The following is a 23,852-nucleotide window of genomic DNA, read 5'->3' on the forward strand; positions in this document are numbered from 1 at the left end:
GAGGTGAGTGAAGACGGCTATCTCCACTACGCCCGGAGGTCCCTCCATGATCAACTACCGACGGCTACGTGTCACCAACGTGACGGCCGAGTACAGCTAGACCAGCCACTTCCCGTCGCGCATCAGGGTCCGTCCGGCCATCTCGGGGACCGTTCCCCACGCCTGCACCACCTGCAAGTCGACCTGGAAGAAGACGTAGGAGGGGTGGTCCTCGCGGGGGTCCCAGCCGCCCTTGGCGGCGAAGGCGTCACCCACCTCGGCCGGAAGCTCCTCGCGGGTCAGCATGCGCGCCGTCCCATGGGCCAGGACCACGTCCCGGGTATGCCCGAAGGAGAGCCGGACCCGGCTCGAGGCACACAGGTTGCGCCCGGTCGGGTTGGTGTCACGGGTGGCCAGCCACACCGCTTCGCCGTCCCACCAGAAGGCCAGCGGAACAAGGCACGGCTCCCCGGTGGCGTCAGCCGTGGCAACCCATACATCGTTGTCCCGCACAAGCCGGTCGAGCGCCTCGCGCTTACGCTGCTCCGGACTGCGGGGTCCGCTGGGCTGAGAGTCAACTGCCGTCATGTGGCGAGGCTATGACGTGCGGCGCCCGGTCACATCGGGCGGCGGAACTAGGTCGCATGGCGTAGGGGCGTTCTCGTACTGGGCGTTCATCCCCGCTCGGGCGTCGCCGGCTTCGACGAATGGGCGGTGGCGTCGGACCGCCGCTTGCCAGGATGCGCCGGTTCCCGCCCGGAGCCGGCCGGGTGGTCAGCCCAGCGCGGGGCGTGTGCGGCGTGCGGCGCGTGCGGGATGCCCGACTGCGGCGTACCAGACCAGGACCGCACATATGAAGGCCGTCGCCGCGGAGACCAGTGACCTTGTGAGGGTGTCGTTCCGTGCGCCGGAAACGAGGGCGACGGCCAAGGCCAGCGTCAGGGTGATGACGGGCAGCGCACGGGGGCTCCACGTGGCGCCTGGCGCGGCGGCTGGCGGCAGGAGCCAGGTTGCGAGGCCGTAACAGGCACAGGCCAACAGTGCGGCTCCCAGCACTTCGCTGGGCCGGTGGCCGCCCATGGTCGCGCTGTAGGCGGCGATGCAGGCGAGCCACAGCACACCGGCCGTGGCGGCGTAGGGGCGGATGCGGGGGGAAACCACGAGGACGGCGGCGAGGGTCAGCGCGGCGGGGATGGCCGTGTGCCCGCTGGGAAAACCCTGTTCAAGGAGATTCTCCGGCGCGCCCACCAGATCAGGGCGGGGCAGGATGGTCGATTCGAGCACCTCCTTGCCTCCGGTCGTGAGAATGGCGACCCCGAGCGCCGCGCATCCCCGCCACCAGCACCGCCGCACCAGGGTGAGGACCACGATGACGGCCAGGCCCACCAGCAGGGTGGGCTTGGCGCTCAATTCCATCGGCGGCAGGGGAGTCGAGCCGTAGACCTGACCTGACAGGGGGTGGATCCATGCTTCTTCGCCGCCCGGTTTACCGAGACCGAACAGGGCGTTCTCTGCTCGTTGCCCCCACGGGGTGCAGATGGCGAGCAGGTAGACCGTCAGGAACCCCAGGGTGTACAGCAGAGCCGGCATCCACGGCCGTGTCGTACGCGACGGGCTGGGGTCGTCGGGGGCCTCGGGGGCCTGCCTTGAGACCCCCGGACGGTGCGCGGGCAGGGACGGAGAATCGTGCTGAGTCATCGCTCTGTTTCTTCCGTTGGGGGGAGTTCGGTCACGCACGCCTTGCGGCACGACGTGGGCCGCCGGGCTCGGCCGGCCCACCGGGGGTCCGCTCCTATTCGGCGAGTGCCTGCCCCTGTCGGCGCTGGGCGGCGATCGCCAGGGCGGGGAGGGGTGCGATCAGCAGGATGAGGACGACCAGGTCCGGAAAGGACTGCATGAACGCGTCCGGCTGGACGACGATCGCCTGCGTGCGGATGAACGCGACCGCCGCGACGGGGATCAGCCACCGGTGGTCGCCGGTGGCGGCCGTCGCCGCCCACGCGGCGATCAGCGCCGCGACTTCGAGGACGAACAAGCCGCGCTGGAAAACCGGACTGACGGAGATGATGTGCAGGCTCCCGGCCACGAACATGGCGAGCACGACGGGGGCCAGCCAGCGGTACGAGCGGCGTCGCAGACGGCTGGGACGGCAGAGCGCCAGCACGGCGCACGCGGCGCACAGTGCCCCCGAGAGCACCAGGTCATGGGCCGTTATCGGGGCGCCAAGACCGTAGTAGCTCAGGCCCGCCTTGCCCTCGTCGCCGAAGAGGGTGCGGCCGTGGGACGTGGCGCCGGCCCAGATCATGGCTGCCGCGGCCGGCAGCGCGATCCACGGTCTGCCACGCTGCAGAGCGATCAGGCAGCCCAGCGGGAGCAGCCCGTAGGGCAGCAGCCGTATCCGCGTGGGACCTTCGGCCCACGGGTACCAGCCGGAGTAGCGGAAGGCGATAGCGTGCTGTCCGGGGTCGATGCGCAGCGCCCAGTGCCACACATCCTGCAAGTACGGAACCAGCGCCAGCGCGGCGAGGGCCAGGGCGGCCAGATGGATGCCGTCCAGCCACCACGGCCGGGCCGTGTCGTCGACGACGGCACGGGCGCGGGCCTGCACCCCGGCGCGCACCAGGGCGGCAACTTCCCGCGGCGGGGGCCAGGAGCGGCCGGGATACGCCTCGGACAGGCAGGCCAGCACCTCCTCTCCCTGCCGGGAACGGTAGGGCTCGGGATAGACCGCAAGCAGCAGACGATTCATGCCGGGGCCGCTCCGGCTTCCCGCGCACGTCCGATGACGACGGCCGCCGCCTGCTGCATCCGCAGCGCCTCCCGGCCGAGCGCCTCGGTGCCGTCCTCGGTGAGCCGGTAGTAGCGCCGCGCCCGCCCGTCGACGATCTCCTCATGGCCGGCGGCCACCAGCCCGGCCCGCTCCATCCGCTCCAGCGCGCCGTAGAGAGTGCCGACAGCGATCCGGAGTCGCCCGTCGGTGGCCTGCTCGGCAGCCTTGATGATGCCGTAACCGTGCAACGGACCATCCATGAGTGCGGCAAGGATGAAGTACTGCGGTTCCGTCAAGGGCGGATTCTGCCTGGTCACGCATCGAGCATATATCGAGCTACGAAATATATCTGCCAGCCCTGGGTGATCACCGGCAGCACCTCCGCGCCCGCGGCGAGCGTCACCCTCTCCCGGCGCAGCGTCGGCTGGTCCGCCCCCACCACCAAGGAAGACCAGGCTCGTCCTGGACGCTCCTCAAGATGGCCCCGTGGCAACGCGACCGGGACGGATTCCCACACGCACAGGGCGAGTTGATACCTCACTCGGACGCCGGGTCGCAGTACCCAGTGAAACCCAAGGTCACAACCGCAGTCTGAGCTCTCTACCGAACCCGGGGCGGTTCGGTCTGATCGTTCGCCCGTAGTAGTGCCGATCCCAGCCTCGATCTATGCAGCGGCGTTCCCCGGTCTGATCGTGCGATGTCCCAGCTGCTCGGGATCGGGGGGCCGGGCGTCAGCCGTGCAGCCCCGCTTCCTGTGCCAGCACCGCCGCCCGGACGCGGTTGGTGCAGCCGGTACGCGTGAGGATGCTGCTGATGTGGGCCTTGATCGTGCCTGAGCTGAGGTGGAGCTGTGCTGCGATCTCGGCGTTGTCCGACCGCATCGATGACGCCGAGGAGGCACTCGATGACAGTGTCGCCGTCGATGATCCACGGGTGGCTCAAGTGACCGTCGAGCGGCACGCCTTCGAAAGCGCCCTGCAGGCCGTCATCGAGGAGTCCGGCCTGGGTAAGGACGACGATGCCCTCTTCGACGCCTGGGACACTTTGCACCCTGCCACCGCCGATGACGGCGAGGGCGAGGCCGGCCTCGGCTCTGGCAGGCGGGAGGCTGACTCCATGAGCGTGTTCGAAGCCACCGGCAAGATGCCCTACGACTTCTCCCCAGCCCGCCTGCGCTGTTGGAACTGGCGGAAGAACTATCCGCCCAAGACTCACCCGCTACCTGAACCACGGCCTAGCCGTGGTGGGATGCCGCCGGTTCGGCGGTCAGTCGCTCGTCGTGGCTGGTCTCGCCGTTTCCTGGGACCCCGTCGGGCGCCGGGAGGGCCGCCTTCTCCTTCAGGTGCTCTCGGATCGAGTACGTCAGGGCCGCCGCCCAGAGTGCGTACACGGCGACGTAGACGACCGTGCTCACGGCACCCGACGCCGCGATCCAGTCGCTCTTGAGGAGCGTGCGGACGTTCGTCGCGATGATGACGCCGCCCACCGCCGAGCCCAGCACCCTCGGCGGGACCAGGCGGACCAGCCACGCGGCGATGGGCGCGGCGATCAGGCCGCCGAGGAGGAAGGCGGCGACCCAGGCCCAGTCCAGGCCCTGGGAGCCGAGGGAGAAGAGGAAGCCGAGGCTCGCGGAGACCGCGACGAGGAACTCGCTCGTGTCGATCGAGCCGATGACCTTGCGGGGCTCCATACGGCCGCTGGCGAGGAGGGCGGGGGTGCCCACCGGGCCCCAGCCGCCCCCACCGGTCGCGTCCAGGAAGCCGGCGACCAGGCCCAGCGGTGACAGGAACCGCTTCCGCAGCGGCTGGCCGAGGCGTTTCTCGGGCAGGCCGCGCAGGGTGAAGCGGGACAGGACGTAGAGGCCGAGGCCGAGGAGGATCAGCGACATCATCGGGCCGGCGGCCTCGGTCGACAGCGACGAGAGGACCGTCGCGCCGAGGAACGCGCCCACCGCGCCCGGAACGCCGATCCTGGCGACGACCTTCCAGTCCACGTTCCCGAACCGCCAGTGCGAGGCCCCCGACATCAGGGTCGTGCCGATCTCGGCGAGGTGCACCGTGGCCGAGGCGGCGGCCGGGTTGGTGCCCATCGCGAGCAGCAGCGTCGTCGAGGTCACGCCGTAGGCCATGCCCAGGCTGCCGTCCACGAGCTGGGCGCCCAGGCCCGCCAGCGCGAGCAGTACCAGCGTCCGCATTTGTCCTTCGTCCCGTCTTCCGTCGCGTCGTCGTTCCGTCCGCGACCTTCGCCGCGGCCCTTCCCTGCCTTTCCCACCGGTTAAGTAGGGATCGACCGAGCGGCCACGGTACGAGACCAAACTGAGGAAACGCTTAGGGCGAGGTAACGATCCTGTGCAGCTGCCCGCCGGGCTACGGGTTCTCCCAGGCCGCCGGCTCCGCCGCCAGCTCCTTCACCGGCTCGGGGAGGGTGCCCGCGGCGATGTCCGCCACGGTGACGCCCTCCAGGATGCGGCGCACGTTGGCCCGCAGCGCGATCCACAGCGGCAGCAACGGCTCTGCGGAACCGGTGTACGTCAGGCCGGTGGGGCGCTCGCCGCGCACCGACACGATGGGCCCGTCGACGGCTCGGATGACGTCCGCGACGGTGATGGCAGCGGGTTCGCGGGCCAGTTGGTACCCGCCGCTGCCACCCCGCCGGCTGGTGACGAGGCCACCGCGCCTCAGATCCCCGAGGATGCCCTCCAGGAACTTGTGCGGAATCTCCTGCACGGTCGCGATGACCTCCGCCTTCACCGGCCCACTGTCCTGCCGTACGGCGACTTCCAGTACCGCGCGTACGGCGTAATCCGCCCGTGCCGAGATCCTCATGGCCAACATTGTCGACCACGGCGACGTCCCGGCGGACCCGCACCCTCAGCCGAGCCGGATCACGTTCCAGGACAGCGGCTCGAGAACCGCGCTCAGCACGCCGTCCTGAAGCGACGTCCCCTCACCCGTGTGCGGAGCGACCCGCTCGGGCTCCTCCAGAGTGTTCCGCGCGTCCGGGTCCGCGTCGGCCAGCACGCTGTGCTCGACGATCCGGGTCAACTCCAGGCCGTTCAGGGCGATTTCCAGCGGCAGTGCCTCCGTACGACTCCGGTTGACCGCGAAGACCGTCACCGAACCGTCCTGCGCCCGCACCGCCGTCGCGTGCAGCACATCCACCTCGCCGTACTTCTTCGTCTCGTACGTCGGCGAGTCCACCCGCACGTCGAGCACCTCCCCCCGCCCGTACTTCGAGGCCTGCGCGAACGGGAAGAACGTCGTCTGGCGCCAGGCCGGACCACCCGGCTCCGTCATGATCGGCGCGATGACGTTGACGAGCTGGGCGAGGCAGGCGACGGTGACGCGGTCGGCGTGCCGGAGCAGGGCGATGAGGAGGGAGCCGAAGACGACGGCGTCGGTGACGCTGTAGTTGTCCTCCAGCAGGCGGGGGGCCTCCGCCCAGTCCCGTGCGCCGGAGTTCTCGATCGCGTGCCACTCCGAGATGTACCAGACGTTCCACTCGTCGAAGGACAGATTGATCTTCTTCTTGGACTTGAGCTTCGCGCCCACGTGGTCGGCGGTGGCGACCACGTTCTCGATGAAGGACTCCATGTCGACGGCGGAGGCCAGGAAGGAGTCGACGTCGCCGCCCTCGGGCTGGTAATAGGCGTGCAGGGAGATGTAGTCGACGAGGTCGTACGTCTCCGCCAGGACCGTCGCCTCCCACTCGGCGAACGTCGGCATGGACTGGCTGGAGGAGCCGCAGGCGACGAGTTCGACGCCCGGGTCGATCTGGCGCATCGCGCGGGCGGTCTCTGCGGCGATACGGCCGTACTCCGTCGCCGTCTTGTGGCCGGTCTGCCAGGGGCCGTCCATCTCGTTGCCCAGGCACCAGAGGTTGATGCCGAAGGGGTCCTTGTCGCCGTGCGCGGCGCGGAGGTCGGAGAAGGCGGTGCCGGCGGGGTGGTTGGCGTACTCCTGGAGTTCGAGGGCCTCGGCGACGCCGCGCGTGCCGAGGTTGAGGGCCATCATGGGCTCGGCCTGGGGGCCGATCTTCTTCAGGAAGGCGATGTACTCGGAGAGGCCGAAGCGGTTGGTCTCGGTGGAGCGCCAGGCGAGGTCGAGGCGGCGGGGACGGTCCTCGACGGGGCCGACGGAGTCCTCCCACTTGTAGCCGGAGACGAAGTTGCCGCCGGGGTAGCGGATCGTGGTGACGCCCAACTCCCGGACCAGGTCCAGCACGTCGGTGCGCAGACCGGCCTCGTCGGCCGCCGGGTGGTCCGGCTCGAAGACGCCGGTGTAGACACAGCGGCCGAGGTGCTCGACGAAGGAGCCGAAGAGTCGGGGGTTGACCTCGCCGACCGTGAAGGCGGGGTCGAGGGTGAAGCGGGCGGAGCGGGGCATGGGGGCGGCCCTTCGGTGTTCGCGGTCACTGTTCGGTGTTCGGTATTACGGATGCTGCACGTTGAGTCGAACGGGACGCTATGGTCGCGGGCTGGGCGAGTCAATGGGGGTGCAGAGCGAGGGGGGCGTGCGCCTGAGCGTCTGCCGGGGGCGCCGGTTGGGCGTCCACTATCGTTCGCCGAAATCCAACGATCGTTGGGTTTTCGTGGTGGCCCCGCCCACCTGCCGCGTAGGGTCGGCGCGTGCCTGCCCTCCCGGACGACCTTGCCGAGACCCTGACACGAATTGACGCCCGCATCGCGGAGACCGGTGCCGACCGGGGCCCGCTTCTCGACGTACGGGTGTTGTCGGAACGTACCGCCCTCGGCGAGGACGAGGTGCGGACCCTGCTGGGCGGGGGCGAACCGGCTGCCGACCGGGTCGACGACCGGGTACGGCGGCGGGTGCGGGCGCTGCACGAGGCGTATGTCGCGCGGAGCGGGAAGCGGGCCGGTGAGGTCTGCAGGGAGGTCGCGGAGCGGCTCTCGATCAGTCCCGAGTGGGCCCGGCAGCTGCTGCTCGGCAAGAAGATGCCGAACGTCCCCGATCTGACCGAACTCGCCGGGTTCTTCGGGGTCGAGGAGGGCGTCCGGTTCTTCACCGACCCGGCGGCGACCGTGCTGAACCGGGAGCTCGGGCGGGTACTGGCCGGGCTGGAGGGCGACGCGGGCGACGGGCCGCTGGTCGAGTTCGCCACCCGGCACGGGGTCGTCACGCTCGCCCTGCGCGGCCAGCGGCTGACCCGTCGCAAGCAGGAGGCCCTCGCCGTCATGCTCGAAGGGCTGCTCGGCGTCGACGACGAGGAGGCCGGGCGATGAGCCGTGGCGAGGGCACGGGGAGCGGTCGCGCCGGGAGTACGGGGGGCGCTCGCGCCGGGAGCGCGGGGGACGACCACGCCGGGAGTACAGGGAACGACCACGCGCCGCACGACGGCGCCGGCGAGACAAGGGACAGCCGCGCCCGCCGGGCCGTGCGGGGTACGGGCCTCGCGGGGCTGCGTGGCGCCGTCGGCAGGGTCCGGGCCGCGCTGCTGCCGTCCCGGTCCGCCGCCGAGATGCGGCAGTTGACCGCCGGGCTCAGCAAGGCGGTGCGGGGGAGGTTCGACGGGCCCGTCGACGTACGAGAGTTGGGCGCGGCGCTGTGCGCGGAGATGAGTGCCCGGCGGGGTGGGCGGCCGGTGGAGCTGCGGTTCGAGCGGTTTCCGGACGGGATCGGGGTGACCGGGCTGTGGATGGAGTTCCCGGACTTCGACCTGGTGATCGTCGAGGAGCGGGCCGAGACGGTGCAGCAACTGGTCATCCTCGGCCATGAGTTGTGGCACATGCACGCCGGGCACTGCCATCACCATCTGCCGGGCGCGGATGCCGCCGCGCTCGCGCTGTCCGGTGAGACGGGCGGACCGGGCGAGCGCGGGTCCGCGCTGCCGCCGCTCTCTCCCGAACTGTCGGCCGCGCTCGGGCAGGGCGGCACGCCCATCGCGGCACGCAACGGCTCGCACGAGTCCGACGAACAGGAGGCCGAGGACTTCGGGCACCGGCTCGCCACCGCCTTCCGTCCCTGGGTGGACACCGGGCAGGGCGCGCCGGCCGATCCGGCCGACCCCGTCGGGCGGGCCATCCAGGCGTCCCTGGGCTATCGCAGGCACCAGAGATGAGGGGGACCGCCGTGCCCGCGACGACGACCGGGGCCCTCAGTCCGGCCGACTTCTTCGGCGAGCTGTACATCTCGTTCTGGATCCCCACGGCCGTCCTGACCGCCGCGCTGATGATCAAACTGCCCAGCATCGTGAAGCTGTGGCGGGACGCGCTGCTGCGGGCGGTCGGCGGGCTGCTGCTGCTCGCCTGCTGTGTGTTCGTGTTCGCGGTGCCGTCGGTCATCGCGTGGACCAACCGGGTCGTGGGCGTGCCGAACGTGGCCGCGCCCTGGGTGTACTCGCTCGTCACGGCGTACTGCGCGTGCTGTCTGCTGCTGATCGTCGCCTGGCGCAACGGCCCGGCCGAGCGTTCCCCGGCGACCCGCCGCACCATGCGGTGGGTCGTCGCGGTGTACGCGGCGGTGATCGTCGTCCTGTGGGCGCTGTTCGCGCTGGCGGACGTACCGCGCGAGCGGCTGCGCGACCTGGACACGTACTACGCCACCACGCCCTTCATGCGTGAGGAGATCCTGCTCTACCTCGTCGCGCACACGGCCGCCTGTCTGGTCACCTACCGCCTGATCCGCAACTGGGCGCGCGTGGACGGCCTCGACCTGTGGCTGCGCGGCGGCCTGAGGGCCCTGCGCATCGGCTGCGCGCTCAACCTGGTGTTCGACGCCTCGAAGCTCACGGCGGTGGTCGCCCGCTGGACGGGGCGGGATCTGGACTGGCTGAGCACCCATGTGGCGCCGCCGGTCGTCGCCGTGGCGGCCATCTTCATCGCGGTCGGCTTCATCCTGCCGCACGGCGGCCAGTATCTGCAGGACCGCTGGCGGGTGCGGAGGAGCCATCGGCGGCTGCGGCCCCTGTACCTGCTGACCAGGACCGTCGACGGCTCCCGTGTCCCGTTCGCGCTGCGCGCCGGCGCGGAGCTGCGCCTGACCCGCCGCGAGACCTTCATCCGGGACGCCCTGCTCCGGCTGACCCGCCACCTCGACGAGGACCTGCGGCGCCGCGCGTACGACGCCGCTCTGGATCTCGGCCATGAGCCCGGCCGGGCGAAGGCCCTCGCCGCCGCCGTGGTCGTCCAGGACGCGGTGGCCGAACGAAGGCGGTCGCCCGACAGCGGGACGACGGCGGCCGGGCTCACGTCGGGGCCGCACGTCTTCCCGGGCCTCGCGGCGGGCCCGGGTGAGCTGCCGGCCGCGCCGGACCGCACGGCGTTCCCCGACCGCACGGCGTTCCCGGAGTTCACGGTCTCCTCCGACCCCACCGAGCTGCTCCAGGACATCGAGGCCGTGTCCCTGGTGCTTCGCCGGCCCGCCGAGATCGAGGCGGTACGTGCCCTGGCGGCCGCCTCCGCGGCAGAGAGTCCAGCGGAGAGCGGTGTGCCCGCGCATGAGTGAACGCCCCGCCGCCGACCGGTCGTCACGGTCCGCCTGACCCTCCCGGCACGCCCACGTGGTGAGCCGGGTCCGGGCCCCGGCAGCCGGCATCGTGGTCGCCCACTGCGGCGGACGGCCACGAGACTGGTGATCCCCGGGGGTCAGCCCGCGAACGCCGGCTGCGGCAGGCCCTTGCCCGCGCCCGGGATCACCAGGAGGGAGCCCGAGAGGGGATGAGGGGATTCCGTGCCTGTGCGGGCTGTGGTGATGTACAGGTCGGTGAGGTCGGGGCCCGCGAAGGCGCAGGCCGTGGGGCGGGGGGTGGGCAGGGCGATGACGCGGTCCAGAGTGCCGGCCGGGGTGTAGCGGCGGACGGCGCCGCCCTCCCACAGGGCGACCCAGACGCAGCCCTCGGCGTCGACGGTGAGGCCGTCGGGGAAGCCGTCGCCGTCCTCGATGGTCACGAAGGGGCGGCGATGGGCGGGCATGCGGCCGCCGTCCCCCGTGTCCGCGTAGTCGAAGACGTCGATGCGGCGGGTCGGCGAGTCGATGTAGTACATCAGCCGTCCGTCCGGGCTCCAGCCGATGCCGTTGCTGACGGCGACGTCGTCGAGGACCGTCTCGGCGGGCCCGTCCGCCGTGAAGCGGGCCAGGGTGCCGCCGCCCGGGGCCTCGTCGTAGCGCATGGTGCCGGCGAAGAGGGAGCCGTCGGGGGCGACGGCGGCGTCGTTGGCGCGGCGGCCGGGGACCGGCTCGTGGTGCAGCCAGCGGAAGCCGCCGTCCGGGGAGTGCAGGCCGACGCCGTCCCGGAGGTTCAGGACGAGGCCGCCGCCGACGCGGGGCTTGGCCGCGCCGACGTGCTGCTCGGTGACGAGGACCGTGCGGCGGCCGGAGGCCGGGTCGTAGGTGTGGACCCGGGAGCCGAGGATGTCGATCCAGATCAGGCGCTGGGCGTCGGCGTCCCAGGTGGGGCCCTCGCCGAGGGCCGCGTACTCGCGTACGGCGACCTCGTAACCCGCGTACGCGCTCATGCCACGCTCCGGTGGCCGAGACGCTCGGACAGCTCCGCGGCGCCCTTGGCGGCGAGCTGCTCCAGCTCGATACGGCGCTCGTCGCTCCAGCGGATCATGGGGACGGAGATGGAGAGCGCGGCAACGACCTTGCCGGCGCGGTCGCGGACCGGCGCGGCGACGCAGGAGACGTCCGGGTTGGACTCGCGGTTCTCCACGGCGAGACCCCGCTCACGGATCCGGGCCAGGGTCTCGCGCAGGGCGGCCGGGTCGGTGATGCTGTTGGGCGTCATGGCGACCAGGTCGGCGTCGTCCGGGATCCGGGCGCTCAGCTCGGCCTCGGAAAGGGAGGCGAGGAGCATCTTGCCGACGGAGGTGCAGTGCGCCGGGAGCCGGCGGCCCGCGGCGGAGACCATGCGGACGGCGTGCGTGGAGTCGACCTTGGCGATGTAGATGACGTCCGTGTACTCCAGGATCGCCACGTGCACCGTCTCGTCGCAGGTCTCGGCGACGGACCGGGCGACCTGCTGGCCCTCGGCGGCGAGGTCCAGCTGCTCGGCGTAACGGCTGCCGAGCTGGTACGGGCGGACGCCGAGGCGGTAGCGTCCCGGCTGCCCCTGCACCTGGACGATGTAGCCCCGGGCGGCGAGTGTGGTGACCAGCTCGTGCACGGTGGTGCGCGGCAGTTGGAGCCTGCGCACGATGTCGGGGGCGGACAGCGTGCCGTCCCCGTCCAGGAAGAGCTCCAATATGTCGAGCGCCCGGGTCACGGCAGGTACTAGGCGTCCCACGGTCGGCCCCCTCCCTTTGTCTGTCTGCGGCGAGTGTTCGAAATTTCAACGGTCGATCGGCATAACGAACACAGGCTAGCCATAGTGCCCTGACCGGGCAATAACCCTGGACGAGTCGGGCGAGGGGCTGGGAGCGGTGGGGGGGCGGTGTCGGGTGCGGTGGGGGGCGGTGTCGGGCGAAGGGCTGGGGGCGGTGTCGGGTGCGGGTGCGTGGGGCTTCTCGCGCAGTTCCCCGCGCCCCTGAAAAGCAGGGGCTGCGCCCCTTGCTTTTCAACCCCCAGCCCCGTCACCTTTCGGGCCCGGGGCCGCCGGCGCACCCGCACCCCCGGGCTATGAGGCGCCCCGGTCACCGCCGGCCGCGCGGATCCCCCAGCTCCCCCCGCAACCGCTGCGCCCGAAGCACCAGCTCCAACTCGAAGCGGCGGTCGGGATCATCGATCTCGTCGCCCCAGAGCTCACGAATCTGACGAAGTCGATACCGCACGGTTTGCGGATGCACACCAAGACGCGTCGCAATCTCCGGCGCCCCACCCCGGGTCTCCAGCCAGGCGAGGAGCGTCTCGGCGAGGCGCCGGCCGTGGGTGGGGCCGCAGTGGGCGAGCGGCGCGAGACAGCGCAGGGCGAGGTCGTCGATCAGCTCCTCGGGCTGGAGGAGGACGAGCGCCTCGGTGTGCTCGGTGCAGTGCAGGACCTCGCCCGCGGGCAGCAGCCGCCGTTCCATCAGCCGTACCGCCGCCTCCGCCCAGCGCAGCGACTTCGCCGCGTCGGCCAACGGCACCGGCGGTCCGATCGCGCCGGACCAGCCGGTCAGGGCGCGGTGGAGGAGCTCGGGCCGGCCCGCCGCGTCGGGCTCGGGGACGACCATGCGGGGCTGCTCGTACTCCATGTCGAGCAGGACGCCCTGGCCGACGGCGGGGGCCATGGCCTCGCGGGCGGGGCGTAACAGGACCCCGACCGCGACCTTCTCCGGGAGGGTCCAGCCGATCCGGGCCGCGCGTTCGGTGAGCGCGTCGGCGGGGTCGCCCCTGTGGTGCTCGGCGAGGAGGAGTTCCATCAGCCGGCGTTGCAGTCGCAGCCGTTCGCCCGCCTGCCGGGCCGCCGCCTCCGCGTAGCCGCGCACCGACTGGTCCACCAGGCCGTCCAGGTACTCGTATCCCGCGTCGACGAGCTCGTACATCGCGGGCGGCGGGATCTCCACGCGCTGGCCGATCTCGGCGAAACGGCGCCAGGCGAGGCGTACGCCGAGACGGTAGATCGCCTGGAGCGAGTCGAGGCTGCGGCCGTTGAGGCCCTCGCCACGGCCGAACTCCTGGAAGACGCCGGGAGGGACACGCGGGCGGCCCTCCGCGGTCTCCAGGTGCTGGACGAAGACCTCGATGGCGCGGCGGATGCCGATGAGGGCCATCGGCTCGCCGGAGTCGTCGAGGACGACGGGCAGGTGCGGGTACTCGCGGCGGATCTCGCCCAGGATCTCCTCGGCGAGGGCGGGGGCCTCGGCCATGGCGATCGCGGCGAACTCGCGCACCTGGAGGCGCGGCACGTCGTGCCAGGCCGAGCGGGCCGTGACGGTTCCCGGGCTGACGGTCACCCCTCAGCGCTCCCGGCCGGCGTTCTCGTAGGTGATGAGCGGGTTGTTCGGCTGGTCCGGGGTGGCGTCGAGCAGCGCGACGATGCCGAGCGCGGCTCCGACGGCGAGCGCGGCGGCGGCCGCCATGGTCAGCGCGGCGGCGAGCAGTCTGGACATCGCAGGGGCAGCCTCTCGGTCGACAGGTCGTCCCCACCCAGGGCACCCCGCACCGCTACGGGACCTCCTGACGGTCCCGGCACCTCGCCCACCTCGTCGGGGCCGTCGGACGGCCCCACGGCCAACTCCCCGTCCGGGGCGCCGACTCGGCCCAGTGTCAGCAATGCATTGACACTGCGTCAAGACTCCGCCTACGGTTCCCGGCCCATACGCAGCCCCAGTCCGCACGCGCACGTTCCCCCCTCCTCGGTGTCGACCTCCGCACGACTACCCGAGTCGCACCTCCCAACGCCCCTGGAGTGCCCGGATGCGCCGTACCGCCTCACCGTTCTCCCTGGTCCTGCTGGGCCTCGGTACCTTTCTGCTGGTCCTCGCGCCCCTGCTGGCCTGGTACGTGGAGCCACGGGCCGCGGTGAACCCGATCGACATCGACACGACCGCCGTCTACACCGGTACGGGCAGCGTCTTCGACGTGGAGCAGGTGAAGACCGTGCCGGACCAGAAGATCACCGTGACCCAGCGGGTACGCGGAGATGTGGCCGAAAGTGAGCGCAGCGGGGCCGCGGTGTGGGACGTGATCACCTCGGTCGACACCGACAAGTCGCTGCCGGCGGCCGATCCGCACGACGCGCTGGACTTCACCCCGCACCGCTGGGTCAGCGACCGGAAGACCAACCGGCCGGTGCACTGCTGCGACGAGAAGCCGTACATCGAGGGCGAGGCGTACCTGAAGTTCCCCTTCGACGTGCAGGAACGCTCCTACCGCTGGTGGGACAACACCCTCGGCGCGACGGTGACGCTCCACTACGAGGGCCGCAAGAAGGTCCGGGGCTACGAGGGGCTGCGCTTCACGGCGAAGGTGCCGGCCACCAAGACCGGCACCCGGCTCGTCCCCGGCGCCCTCGTCGACGAGCCGAACCGGCCCCAGGTGCTCGCCGAGGAGTGGTACGCCAACCACGGTCTCGAACTGGTCGTCGACCAGAGCACGGGCCGCGTGCTGTACGCGCAGACCGGGCCGCGCCGGACCCTGCGGGCGCCGGGCGGTGACGAGGACGCGGCGGTGCTGCTCGACAGCCGGAAGCTCGCGTTCACCACGGCGACGCAGAAGTTCGCGGTCGACCAGGCGGAGAAGGACAGCGGACTACTGCGACTGGTGGGGCGGACGGTGCCGATCGGTACCGCCGTGCTCGGTTTCGTCCTCGCCGCGACAGGTGCCGTTTTGGTCGCGCGCGGCAGGCGGCGCCCCGATACGCCCGAGTCGTCCCAGGACCCGCTCACGATGTGACAGGTCGTCAGCTCAACAAACCCCGGAAATTGTCACGCTGGTGAGTAGCAGCTTCGAACCACTCGGCGAAAACTGTCCACCCCACCTGAGCACAGCCCACCCACACCTCGCCTACAAGCACCCACAAGGAACGAGAGACCCGCACGACCCACCCGGACCCCCCTCCCACCGGAACATCCCCCACAGCGAACTTCCTTCTCCCCGCTGAGTTCCGCACCCCGAGACGAGTTGGAGCACCCATGCCCCAGCACGTGCCGTTCTCGCTGGTCGAGGTGTTTCCGCGCCTGGACCAGTACCGGTCGGCCACCCCCACACAGCCGCGCCGGATCGTCTTTCTCGCCCGCCGTGACCTCGGTAATCCGGCGGCGGGGGGCTCCGAGCTCCTCGTCGACCGGCTCGCCGAGGGCCTGACCCGGCTCGGCCACCAGGTCACCCTGCTGTGCGGCGGCCCGGCGGCCTACCGCGACTACCGGGTCGTGTCGGCGGGCGGCGATCTGAGCCACCATCTGCGCGCCAAGTCGGCCTTCGCCCGTCAGGTCGGCGACTGCGACCTCCTCGTCGAGGTCTGCAACGGCATGCCCTATCTCGCGCCGCTCTGGCACAGCGGTCCGACGATGTGCCTGGTCAACCATGTGCACACGGATCTGTGGCAGTTGCGGTTCGGCGGCCCGCTGGCGCCGGCCGCGCGGCTCGGCCGAAGACTCGAACACTGGGCGCTCACGGCCGCGCAGCGTCGCAACCTGGTGGTCGCGGTCTCCTCCTCCACGGCCACCGCGCTCCGTGCGATCGGTGTGGAGCGGGAGCGGATACGGGTCGTGCACAACGGGGTCGAGGAGCCGGGGCCGCGTACCGAGCGGTCGCCCGAGCCGCTGTTCGTGGCGGTGGGGCGGCTCGTCGAGTACAAGCGGATCGATCTGCTGCTGCGGCTGTGGGAACGGGTTCGCCCGGTGACCGGCGGGCGGCTCGTGATCGTCGGTGACGGGCCGGAGCGGCCGCGGCTGGAAGCGATGGCCGGGCCCGGTGTGGAGTTCGCGGGACATGTCTCCGAGGCCGAGAAGCACCGGCTGCTGTGTGCGGCCTGGTTGCTGCTGCATCCGTCGGCCGTGGAGGGGTGGGGGCTGGTCGTCACGGAGGCGGCCGTGCGGGAGACGCCCTCGGTGGCCTTCGATGTGCCCGGGCTGCGGGATTCCGTCGTGGACGGGGAGACCGGGGTGCTGGCACGGGGGGAGTCCTCCTTCGCCGCGGCGTGGTGTGCGCTGGCGTTGTCGACCGATCGGCGGGTGCTGATGGGGAAGGCGGCGCGGGAGCGGGCCGCGCACTATCGGTGGGATCGCACTGTGCGGCAGTTTCGAGCGGTGGCTTCCGAGGCCGTGCGGGGATTTGCTCGGTGAGCGCCAAATGGGGTGCCTCGACCGGCCGTCGGCGGCCGCGGGTTGTTCGTGGCTGGTCGCGCCCACGCGGCGGAGCCGCACATGTCACAGCCCCGCGCCCCTTGAATGAACCGGCGGCTTTGAAGGATCCCTCTCTTCGGCGGTCACTCACTCTCTTCCGGGCCTTCATGCGGGAGCAGGACGATCCCGAGTACTGCTATTCGTTGCTGGCCCGTGATGCCGTCGACCAGGTCGAGGCGTACGACGGGCTGGTCGACGGGCGCACGGTCGTCGATGTCGGTGGGGGGAGCGGTTACTTCACCGAGGAGTTCCGGCGGCGCGGGGCGCAGGCGTATCTCTTCGAGCCGGACCTGCGGGAGTTGGGGACGAAGCCGCCCGACGGGTCCGTCGTCGCCGACGGGTACCTGCTGCCCCTGGCCGACGGTGTCGCGGACGTCACCTTCACCTCCAACGTGCTGGAGCATGTGGCCGATCCGCCGACCTTCATCAGTGAGCTCGTGCGGGTCACGCGGCCCGGCGGGCTGATCTATGTGTCGTTCACCAACTGGCTGTCCCCGTGGGGCGGTCACGAGTGGGCGCCCTGGCACTACCTGGGGGCGGAGCGGGCACGGGCACGCTATCGGCGCCGTACCGGGAAGGACGCCAAGCACACCCTCGGCGAGAACCTCTTCGCCGTGCACATCGGACGCACTCTGCGGCAGGTGCGCGGCCGGGACGACCTGACGGTCGTGTCGGCGCGCTCCCGCTACTGGCCGTTTCTCGCGGAGACCGTCGTCAAGGCGCCGGGACTGCGTGAGTTCGCCACCTGGAACCTCCTCCTCATCCTCCGGCGGTGTCCACCATGACGAGCACGGTCCAGGCTCCACCTCCCGCGCCGGTACGGCCGGCGGGCACGACCGAGGGTCCCCCGGAGGGCCCTCGGTCGCGGCGCTGGCTGCTGGGGTTCTGGGCCGTGGTGTTCGTGCTGCTGGTCGTCGCGCAGCCGGGGCGGCAGACCTTCGACACCAAGCTCGGGGTCACCACCGATCCCTGGCAGTTCGTCTCCGACCTCGGTCAGCTGTGGCACGACCGGGGCGGGTTCGGCGGGATCCAGGACCAGTACGTCGGTTACCTGTGGCCGATGCTGCCGTACTACGGGCTGACCGATCTGGTCGGGCTGCCGGTGTGGCTGGCGGAGCGGCTCTGGCTGTCGCTGATCGTGTCGGTGGCCTTCTGGGGTGCGCTGCGGCTGGCGGAACGGTTGGGGGTGGGGAGTTCCGGGTCACGGCTGGTGGCGGCCGTCGCGTATGCGCTGTGGCCCGTGTTCACGACCGTCGTCGGGTCGACCTCGGCCGCCGCGCTGCCGGGGGCGTTCCTGCCGTGGGTGCTGTTGCCGCTCACGAACGAGCGGTACAGCGCGCGGGTGGCCGCCCTGCGGTCGGCGCTCGTCATTCCGTTCATGGGCGGGGTCAACGCGGCAGCGACCCTGGCCTCGCTGTTGCCCGTCGGGCTGTATCTGCTCACCCGGACACCCGGGCCACGGCAGCGGCGGCTGATCGCCTGGTGGGTGCCGGGAGTGGTCCTGGCGACCGCGTGGTGGGTGGTCCCGCTGCTGCTGCTCGGCATCCACGGGGAGAACTTCCTTCCGTACGTGGAGAGTTCGCAGACCACGACGGCGACCATGTCGGCCACCGAGGCCCTGCGGGGCGCCGGGAACTGGGTGGCGTACCTGAACTTCGGTGAGCCCTGGCTGCCGGCCGGGTGGTCCGTCGCCGCGTCCGTGCTCCTGATCCTGTCGTCGGCGCTGGCGGCGGGGCTGGGCCTCGCCGGGCTCGCGCGGCGGGACATGCCCGAGCGGCGGTGGCTGGTGCTGACCGTGCTGGTGGTCGCGCTGATCACGCTCGCCGGGTACGGCGGGGTCTTCGGGGCGCCCTTCCACGGGGTGGTCCAGGACTGGCTGAACGGGGGCCTCGCGCCCTTCCGGAACATCTACAAGTTCCAGACGGGCCTGGCGCTCGCGCTCGTCCTCGGGCTCGCGCATCTGGTGGGGGTGGCCGCCGAGGCGCGCGGGGCCCGCCGGGTGCGGGGGCGGCGGTTCGCACCGCTGATCGCGGCCGTGCTCGTCGTCCCCGGGCTGCTGTGGCCGTACCTCAACGGGTCGGTGCTGCAACCCGGTTCGTTCCAGGAGCTGCCCAAGTACTGGCAGGCGACGGCGGACTGGCTGGAGAAGTACTCGCCGGACTCGCGGGCGCTGGTCGTGCCGGCCACCGCGCACGGCATCCACACCTGGGGCACCACCGTGGACCAGCCCCTCGACGTGCTCGCCGAGTCCCGCTGGGCCCAGCGCGACTACGTCCCCTTCGGCACGCCCGGCAACCGGCGCGCGATGGACGCCGTCGAGCAGGCGCTGTTGACGGGTGGCGAAGTCCCGGGCCTGGCCGACTACTTGAGCCGGGCCGGCCTGTACTACGTCGTCGTACGCAACGACCTCGACCCCGACCAGGTCGGCTATGTGCCGACCACGACCGTGAAGCGGACCCTGGAACAGTCGGGGTACGAGCGGGTCACCGGGCTCGGGCCGGTGATGACGGGCGGGCGGATCGCCGAGGACACCCCGCTCCAGGTCGAGGGGCTGTACGCGCGGCAGCGGGCCGTCGAGATCTACCGGCCCGCCGGGGACGTGCCCCGTCCCGGGCAGGCGGGGTTGAAGGCGATCGCCGACACCGCCGTCGTCTCCGGTGGCCCCGAGTCGCTGCTGCCGCTGGCCGCCGACCCGGAGCTGCGCGAGAGGGCCACCGTGCTGACCGGCGACAACCATCCCGGCCTCGGCACCCCGGCCGTCCAGGTGGTCGGCGACGGGCTGCGCTACGCGGACACACGCTTCGGGCTGGTCAACGCCAACACGTCGTACACGTACACGGCGGACGAGCGGAACCCGAGCGGGAGCGTGCAGGACCCCGGCGAGAAGCCGAAGCAGATCCTGCCGATGTCCGGCCTCGACCACCAGACGGTGGCCGAGCTGCGCGGCGCCAAGTCGGTGACCGCCTCGACGAGCGGCAACTGGCTGTTCCATCTGCCCCAGTACGACCCGGTGAACGCCTTCGACGGCGACCGGGACACGGCCTGGGCGGAAGGCGCGGCCGGGTCGGCGAACGGGCAGTGGCTGCGGATCGACTTCGACGGCGGCCAGGACATCCCGGAGACCTTCGAGGTCACACCGCTGCCGCAGGACGGGGTACGTTCGGCGCCGACGCGGATCAAGGTGGAGACCGAGCGGGGCTCACGCTCCACGAACCTCCAGGCCGACGGCTCCACGCAGACCGTCAGCGCCCGTCCCGGCCAGACGAGTTGGCTGAAGATCACGATCCTCGACTCGGCCGAGCGGCACACCGGGCTCGTCGGCGCGGGCTTCTCCGAGATCGACATCCCCGGCGTCAAGGTCACCCGGATGCTGCGGCTGCCGACCGACGCGAAGGAGTCCGACGCCTCCGCCGAGGTGGTCTCGCTGCAGCGAGCCGCCGACCCGACCGGGCTCTCCCCGACGGGCACGGAACCCGGGCTGCACCGCACCTTCGCCACCTCCACGGCGGGGACGTACGAGGTGAAGGCGACGGCCGTACCCGTGCCGGGCGACGCACTCGACAAACTGCTGTACCAGGTCGCCCCCGAGCAGCAGACACAGATGACGGCGACCGCCGACTCCACGGCCTCCCTCGGAGCCGGGCTCTCGCCGCGCAACCTCACCGACGGTGACCTGACCACGGCGTGGATCGCCGGCGACGAGCCGACGATCCATCTGAGTTGGCGTGACAAGTGGCCGGTCGGCTCGCTCGTCCTGGCCCCGGCGGGCGGACTGTCGACCCGCCCGACACAGGTCGAGATCAGCTCCCCGGACGGCGCCGTCATCGCCGGTGTCGACGAGAACGGCTGGGTCCGCTTCGACCCGATCAACACCGACCGCCTCGACATCACCATCACCGAGACGGCCCCCCTCACCGTCCACAACCCCGTCGCCGACGACGACCTGCGGCTCCCGGTCGGTCTCACGGAGGCGTACGTCCCGGCCCTCGACCAGTACCGCACCCCGCAGCCCGCCCCGACCCGGGACTTCGAGCTGCCGTGCGGCGAGGGTCCGGTGGTGGAGGTCGACGGGACGCTGTACGAGACGAGCGCGCAGGGGACGGTACGGGACCTGGTGGAGCGTCGCCCGGTCGATCTGACGCTATGCCAGAACAACCGCGCGGGCGCCAAGTTGGAACTCGACGCGGCCGACCGGCACACCTTCGAGTCCGAGGACTCCGGCGCCCTGGCCGTCACGACCGTGACCCTCACCCGGGGCTCGGTCGCCGAACCCGCCGCCACCGGCCGCGACCTCGGCATACGGGACTGGCTCGGCGACCGCCGCGAGGTCACCGTCGGCGACGGCGCGGCCTCCTACCTGACGACGTACGAGAACTTCAACGACGGCTGGAAGGCCACGCTGGGCGGCCGCGAGCTGACCCCCGTACGGCTCGACGGCTGGCAGCAGGGCTGGCGCGTCCCCGGCGGCGCGGGCGGCACGGTCAAGCTGTCGTACGAGCCGTCCGTGACGTACGAGGCGGGCCTGATCGGCGCGGGCGTCGGCCTCGCGGCCCTCGTCGGCCTGGCTCTCTGGCGCCGCCGGGAGCCCAACCCCGACGAGCCGCAGCCCACCCCGCCGGGCCCCGGGCTCTGGCTGGGCACCGTCGCCCTCACCCTCGTCGGCATCGTCATCGCGGGCTTCTTCGCCCTCCTCGTCCCCCTCCTGGCGCTCCTCGCCTGGAAACGGCACACCCTGCTCGTACCGATCGCCCTCCTCGCCCTGGCCGGCGCCGGTGTCGCCGCCGCCTTCGGAGCGGGCGAGCCGGTGGCGGCGGACGAGGGCGCGTTCGGGCCGATCGCCCAACTCCTGGCGCTGACCGGCCTGTTCGCGGCGCTGGTGAGTGTGCGGGCGGACGTGGAGACCTCGCCCGACCGGCCCGACGTGACGCGGCGGTTCGAGGTACCGCCGGGCACGGAGGCACCCACCGCACCGCTGCCGCAGCGGAGGCGGGTGACCCCCGCCCCGGCCGGTGACGGCGCTGTCGCGAGTCCGACGATCTCCGCGCGCGGGCCCGGCTCCCCGCAGGAGGACCCGGACACCCCGACCCGGCGGATCCCGTTCACCAAGCCGAAGTTCAGGGCGACACCTCCAGAAGACGAGGGCGCGGGAAGGAGTGAATCCTCATGACGGCCCTGGACCACTCCGCCCGGGACGACGCCGCCCGGGGCCCCGTCCGCATCCCGTTCCCCGTCGTCGACGAGGTGTCGCGCCACTGCCTCCAGGAGGAGGAACCCGAGACCGTCCACATCGAGGTCCACCTCCCCGGCCGCCTCGACCCCGACCGTCTGCGTACGGCCTTCACCGCCGCCCTCCACCGCCACCCCCGCATCCTGATGCGGGAGGCCCCGGGCCGCTGGTACAGCCGCCGCTACGAGTGGGAGCTGACCGAGGAGCCGGAGGTGGAGGTGGTGACCTTCCTGCCGGCGGGCCCGCGTGCGCTACGGGACGCACGCACCCGAGCGCTGATGCAGGCACCCCCGCTCACCCTGTCCCCACCGATCCGCCTGGAGGTGGTGGCGGGCGCGGGGCCGGCGGTGGGAAGCGAGGCGTGCGACGACGTGGGGAACGCTTCGGGGCGCATCGCCCCAGCGGCACGACTGCCCGCAGCCAGGGCGGTCGGCCCGACTCCCAGCGGCACCGTCCTCTTCCTCACCATCAACCACACCGCCCTGGACGGCCCCGCCTGCCTCCGCATCCTGGCCACCGCAGCGGAGCTGTACGGCGGCAAGGACAACGACCCCGCCGCCCCACCCGTCCGCCCCACGCCCACCTCCACCCCGGACGACCCGAACCCGCCCGACACGGAGAACCCCTCCAACTGGACCCGCCCCGCCCGAGTCGCCCCCGGCACCCCCGAACCCTCCCCCGGCAACGGCATGCTCGTCACCGAACTCCCCGTCCCCCGCCGCCCCGGGTCCGCCCCCTACACCGTGAACGACCAGCTCATGGTCACCACGGCCCTGATGCTCGCCCACTGGAACCGGGAGCACGGCGCCCACCCCCGCCCCCTCCGCATCACCATGCCCGTGGACGACCGCCCGAGGGACACGGACATGCCGATAGGCAACGGCACCCGCCTCGTGGAAGTCCCCTTCTCCCCCGACGAGTTGAACCAGACCCACACCCCCCTCCCCACCCTCCTCCGCCGCACGGCCGAACGCACCCGCGCCCTGAAATCCCTCCAGCGCCCCCAACTGGGCCACGGGGCCTCCCTGTTGACATCCCCCGTCGTCCCCGTCTCCTGGCGCGCCGCGCTCACCAGGGGGCTGCGCCGGGCGGCGGCCCCATGGACCTCGACCACCCTGCTCAGCAACATCGGCCGCGTCCCCTACGCGCTGGACTTCGGCGAGGAGGCCGGCCGCGCCCACGCCGTCTGGTTCTCCGCCCCCGCCCGCATGCCCCGGGGCCTCACCGTGACGACGGCCTCAACGGCGGGCCGCCTCCACCTGGCCCTGCGCTGGTCCCGCGCCCTGCTCAGCCACGGCGACGGCGCCCACCTCCGCGACCTCTTCGAGCACTACCTGCACGCGACGGAAGAGGACACCCGGTAATGCCGACCACGACAACGCGCGTCCCCCGAGCAGGACTTCGGGACTTCTACGAGGACCCGTCCGTCCCCGTCGCCTCCGGCACCCCCCGCAGCCTCGCCCAGGCCCGCATGCTGGCCGCCGCCCTGGGCCCGGCCACCCGGGGAACCCGCACGATCCTCGACATCGGCTGCGGCGACGGCACCGCCGCCGCCACGGCCGCTCCCCTCCTGCCGGGCCACCGCATCATCGGCGTCGACTGGTCCCAGGACGCCCTCCGCCGCGCCCGCACCCGCGTCCCGTACGCGATCCGCGGTGAACTGGCCGACGGCGGGCTGCCGTTCAGGTCGGAGTCCGCCGACGCCGTCCTGTTCAGCGAGGTCATCGAGCACCTGGTCGACCCGGACTCCGCCCTCGACGAGATCCACCGCGTCCTGCGCCCCGGCGGCCACCTGATGCTGTCCACCCCCAATCTCGCCGCCTGGTACAACCGCGCCCTGCTCCTCGCGGGCGTCCAGCCGGTGTTCTCGGAGGTGAGCCTGCGCGGCATCCACGGCCGCCCCGGCACCGAGGTCGTGGGCCATCTGCGGCTCTACACCGCCCGCGCGCTACGGGAGTTCGTGGCCGCGTCCGGCTTCGAGGTCGTACGGCTGCGCGGGGCGCCCTTCCACGGCGTACCGCGTCCGCTGCGCCCGCTGGACCGGCTGGCCTGCGCGGCCCCCTCGGCCGCGTCGATCCTGCTGCTGCACGCGCGCAGGCCGACCGGCGCGACCGCTCGAACGAGCAGCCGGACATAGGGGGCGACCATGTGGT

At 72.0% G+C, this 23,852-nt stretch carries 21 protein-coding genes and 1 pseudogene; 10 read left to right on the forward strand and 12 right to left on the reverse strand.

What is annotated here, in order from left to right; all coding sequences use genetic code 11:
- Positions 1 to 96 precede the first annotated feature (96 nt).
- From ACWD26_RS23825 to ACWD26_RS23845, 5 genes are all read right to left on the reverse strand, one after another.
- Positions 97 to 567: a pyridoxamine 5'-phosphate oxidase family protein gene (locus tag ACWD26_RS23825; protein ID WP_451273194.1), complete on the reverse strand. Its 471-nt coding sequence runs from the start codon at positions 565 to 567 to the stop codon at positions 97 to 99.
- A 186-nt stretch (positions 568 to 753) separates the two neighbouring features.
- Positions 754 to 1,677 carry a phosphatase PAP2 family protein gene (locus tag ACWD26_RS23830; protein WP_451273196.1) on the reverse strand — a complete coding sequence of 308 codons (924 nt, stop codon included), beginning with the start codon at positions 1,675 to 1,677 and terminating at the stop codon, positions 754 to 756.
- A 94-nt stretch (positions 1,678 to 1,771) separates the two neighbouring features.
- Positions 1,772 to 2,728, reverse strand: a complete 957-nt coding sequence (locus ACWD26_RS23835) for a hypothetical protein (protein WP_451273198.1) — start codon at positions 2,726 to 2,728, stop codon at positions 1,772 to 1,774.
- Entirely contained in the window at positions 2,725 to 3,066 is a 342-nt protein-coding gene (locus ACWD26_RS23840; protein ID WP_451273200.1) for a PadR family transcriptional regulator, read from the reverse strand. Before ACWD26_RS23840 ends, ACWD26_RS23835 begins: the two co-directional genes overlap by 4 nt.
- Positions 3,067 to 3,480: 414 nt before the next feature.
- Positions 3,481 to 3,630: a response regulator transcription factor gene (locus ACWD26_RS23845; protein WP_451273202.1), complete on the reverse strand. Its 150-nt coding sequence runs from the start codon at positions 3,628 to 3,630 to the stop codon at positions 3,481 to 3,483.
- On the opposite strand from ACWD26_RS23845, the pseudogene ACWD26_RS23850 reads away from it, so the two are divergent.
- A pseudogene (locus ACWD26_RS23850) lies at positions 3,620 to 3,975 on the forward strand (MerR family transcriptional regulator); the annotation flags it as partial. The gene ACWD26_RS23845 and the pseudogene ACWD26_RS23850 sit on opposite strands and share 11 nt — an antisense overlap.
- An 8-nt stretch (positions 3,976 to 3,983) precedes the next feature.
- On the opposite strand, the gene ACWD26_RS23855 reads toward ACWD26_RS23850, so the two are convergent.
- The 3 genes from ACWD26_RS23855 to arfA all read right to left on the reverse strand — a co-directional run bounded on the left by ACWD26_RS23855 (position 3,984) and on the right by arfA (position 7,134).
- Entirely contained in the window at positions 3,984 to 4,943 is a 960-nt protein-coding gene (locus ACWD26_RS23855; protein ID WP_451273204.1) for a sulfite exporter TauE/SafE family protein, read from the reverse strand.
- 172 nt (positions 4,944 to 5,115) lie between these two features.
- Positions 5,116 to 5,574: an RrF2 family transcriptional regulator gene (locus ACWD26_RS23860; RefSeq protein WP_451273206.1), complete on the reverse strand. Its 459-nt coding sequence runs from the start codon at positions 5,572 to 5,574 to the stop codon at positions 5,116 to 5,118.
- A 45-nt stretch (positions 5,575 to 5,619) separates the two neighbouring features.
- The gene (gene arfA / locus ACWD26_RS23865) at positions 5,620 to 7,134 is read right to left on the reverse strand and encodes an arabinosylfuranosidase ArfA (protein WP_451273208.1); all 1,515 of its coding nucleotides are present in this window, start codon (positions 7,132 to 7,134) and stop codon (positions 5,620 to 5,622) included.
- A 242-nt stretch (positions 7,135 to 7,376) separates the two neighbouring features.
- On the opposite strand from arfA, the gene ACWD26_RS23870 reads away from it, so the two are divergent.
- Genes ACWD26_RS23870 through ACWD26_RS23880 form a run of 3 tightly spaced genes read left to right on the forward strand, consistent with a single transcriptional unit; the run spans position 7,377 to position 10,212 of the window.
- Entirely contained in the window at positions 7,377 to 7,991 is a 615-nt protein-coding gene (locus tag ACWD26_RS23870; protein ID WP_451273210.1) for a transcriptional regulator, read from the forward strand.
- On the forward strand, positions 7,988 to 8,827 hold the full coding sequence (locus ACWD26_RS23875) for a toxin-antitoxin system, toxin component (RefSeq protein ID WP_451273212.1): 840 nt from the start codon (positions 7,988 to 7,990) through the stop codon (positions 8,825 to 8,827). The genes ACWD26_RS23870 and ACWD26_RS23875 overlap by 4 nt, the downstream gene beginning before the upstream one ends.
- On the forward strand, positions 8,824 to 10,212 hold the full coding sequence (locus tag ACWD26_RS23880) for an MAB_1171c family putative transporter (RefSeq protein WP_451273214.1): 1,389 nt from the start codon (positions 8,824 to 8,826) through the stop codon (positions 10,210 to 10,212). Before ACWD26_RS23875 ends, ACWD26_RS23880 begins: the two co-directional genes overlap by 4 nt.
- A 140-nt stretch (positions 10,213 to 10,352) precedes the next feature.
- Here the strand turns inward: ACWD26_RS23880 and ACWD26_RS23885 are convergent, their stop codons facing one another.
- The 4 genes from ACWD26_RS23885 to ACWD26_RS23900 all read right to left on the reverse strand — a co-directional run bounded on the left by ACWD26_RS23885 (position 10,353) and on the right by ACWD26_RS23900 (position 13,736).
- Complete coding sequence (locus tag ACWD26_RS23885) at positions 10,353 to 11,222, reverse strand: SMP-30/gluconolactonase/LRE family protein (protein ID WP_451273216.1); 870 nt, start codon at positions 11,220 to 11,222, stop codon at positions 10,353 to 10,355.
- Entirely contained in the window at positions 11,219 to 11,992 is a 774-nt protein-coding gene (locus ACWD26_RS23890) for an IclR family transcriptional regulator (protein WP_451273218.1), read from the reverse strand. The genes ACWD26_RS23885 and ACWD26_RS23890 overlap by 4 nt, the downstream gene beginning before the upstream one ends.
- Before the next feature lie 346 nt (positions 11,993 to 12,338).
- Complete coding sequence (locus ACWD26_RS23895; RefSeq protein ID WP_451273220.1) at positions 12,339 to 13,580, reverse strand: PucR family transcriptional regulator; 1,242 nt, start codon at positions 13,578 to 13,580, stop codon at positions 12,339 to 12,341.
- A 3-nt stretch (positions 13,581 to 13,583) separates the two neighbouring features.
- Positions 13,584 to 13,736 carry a hypothetical protein gene (locus ACWD26_RS23900; protein ID WP_451273222.1) on the reverse strand — a complete coding sequence of 51 codons (153 nt, stop codon included), beginning with the start codon at positions 13,734 to 13,736 and terminating at the stop codon, positions 13,584 to 13,586.
- 307 nt (positions 13,737 to 14,043) lie between these two features.
- On the opposite strand from ACWD26_RS23900, the gene ACWD26_RS23905 reads away from it, so the two are divergent.
- The 6 genes from ACWD26_RS23905 (at position 14,044) to ACWD26_RS23930 (ending at position 23,836) form a co-directional block, all read left to right on the forward strand.
- Positions 14,044 to 15,021 carry a DUF3068 domain-containing protein gene (locus ACWD26_RS23905; RefSeq protein ID WP_451273224.1) on the forward strand — a complete coding sequence of 326 codons (978 nt, stop codon included), beginning with the start codon at positions 14,044 to 14,046 and terminating at the stop codon, positions 15,019 to 15,021.
- 239 nt (positions 15,022 to 15,260) lie between these two features.
- Complete coding sequence (locus ACWD26_RS23910; RefSeq protein WP_451273225.1) at positions 15,261 to 16,412, forward strand: glycosyltransferase family 4 protein; 1,152 nt, start codon at positions 15,261 to 15,263, stop codon at positions 16,410 to 16,412.
- Positions 16,413 to 16,579: 167 nt separating this feature from the next.
- On the forward strand, positions 16,580 to 17,257 hold the full coding sequence (locus tag ACWD26_RS23915; protein WP_451273227.1) for a class I SAM-dependent methyltransferase: 678 nt from the start codon (positions 16,580 to 16,582) through the stop codon (positions 17,255 to 17,257).
- On the forward strand, positions 17,254 to 21,639 hold the full coding sequence (locus ACWD26_RS23920; RefSeq protein ID WP_451273554.1) for an alpha-(1->3)-arabinofuranosyltransferase: 4,386 nt from the start codon (positions 17,254 to 17,256) through the stop codon (positions 21,637 to 21,639). The genes ACWD26_RS23915 and ACWD26_RS23920 overlap by 4 nt, the downstream gene beginning before the upstream one ends.
- Positions 21,636 to 23,063 carry a condensation protein gene (locus tag ACWD26_RS23925; RefSeq protein WP_451273229.1) on the forward strand — a complete coding sequence of 476 codons (1,428 nt, stop codon included), beginning with the start codon at positions 21,636 to 21,638 and terminating at the stop codon, positions 23,061 to 23,063. Before ACWD26_RS23920 ends, ACWD26_RS23925 begins: the two co-directional genes overlap by 4 nt.
- Positions 23,063 to 23,836, forward strand: coding sequence for a class I SAM-dependent methyltransferase (locus ACWD26_RS23930; RefSeq protein ID WP_451273231.1), 774 nt, complete (start codon positions 23,063 to 23,065; stop codon positions 23,834 to 23,836). Before ACWD26_RS23925 ends, ACWD26_RS23930 begins: the two co-directional genes overlap by 1 nt.
- Positions 23,837 to 23,852: the final 16 nt, after the last annotated feature.

Source organism: Streptomyces sp. NPDC002787 (assembly GCF_053592095.1).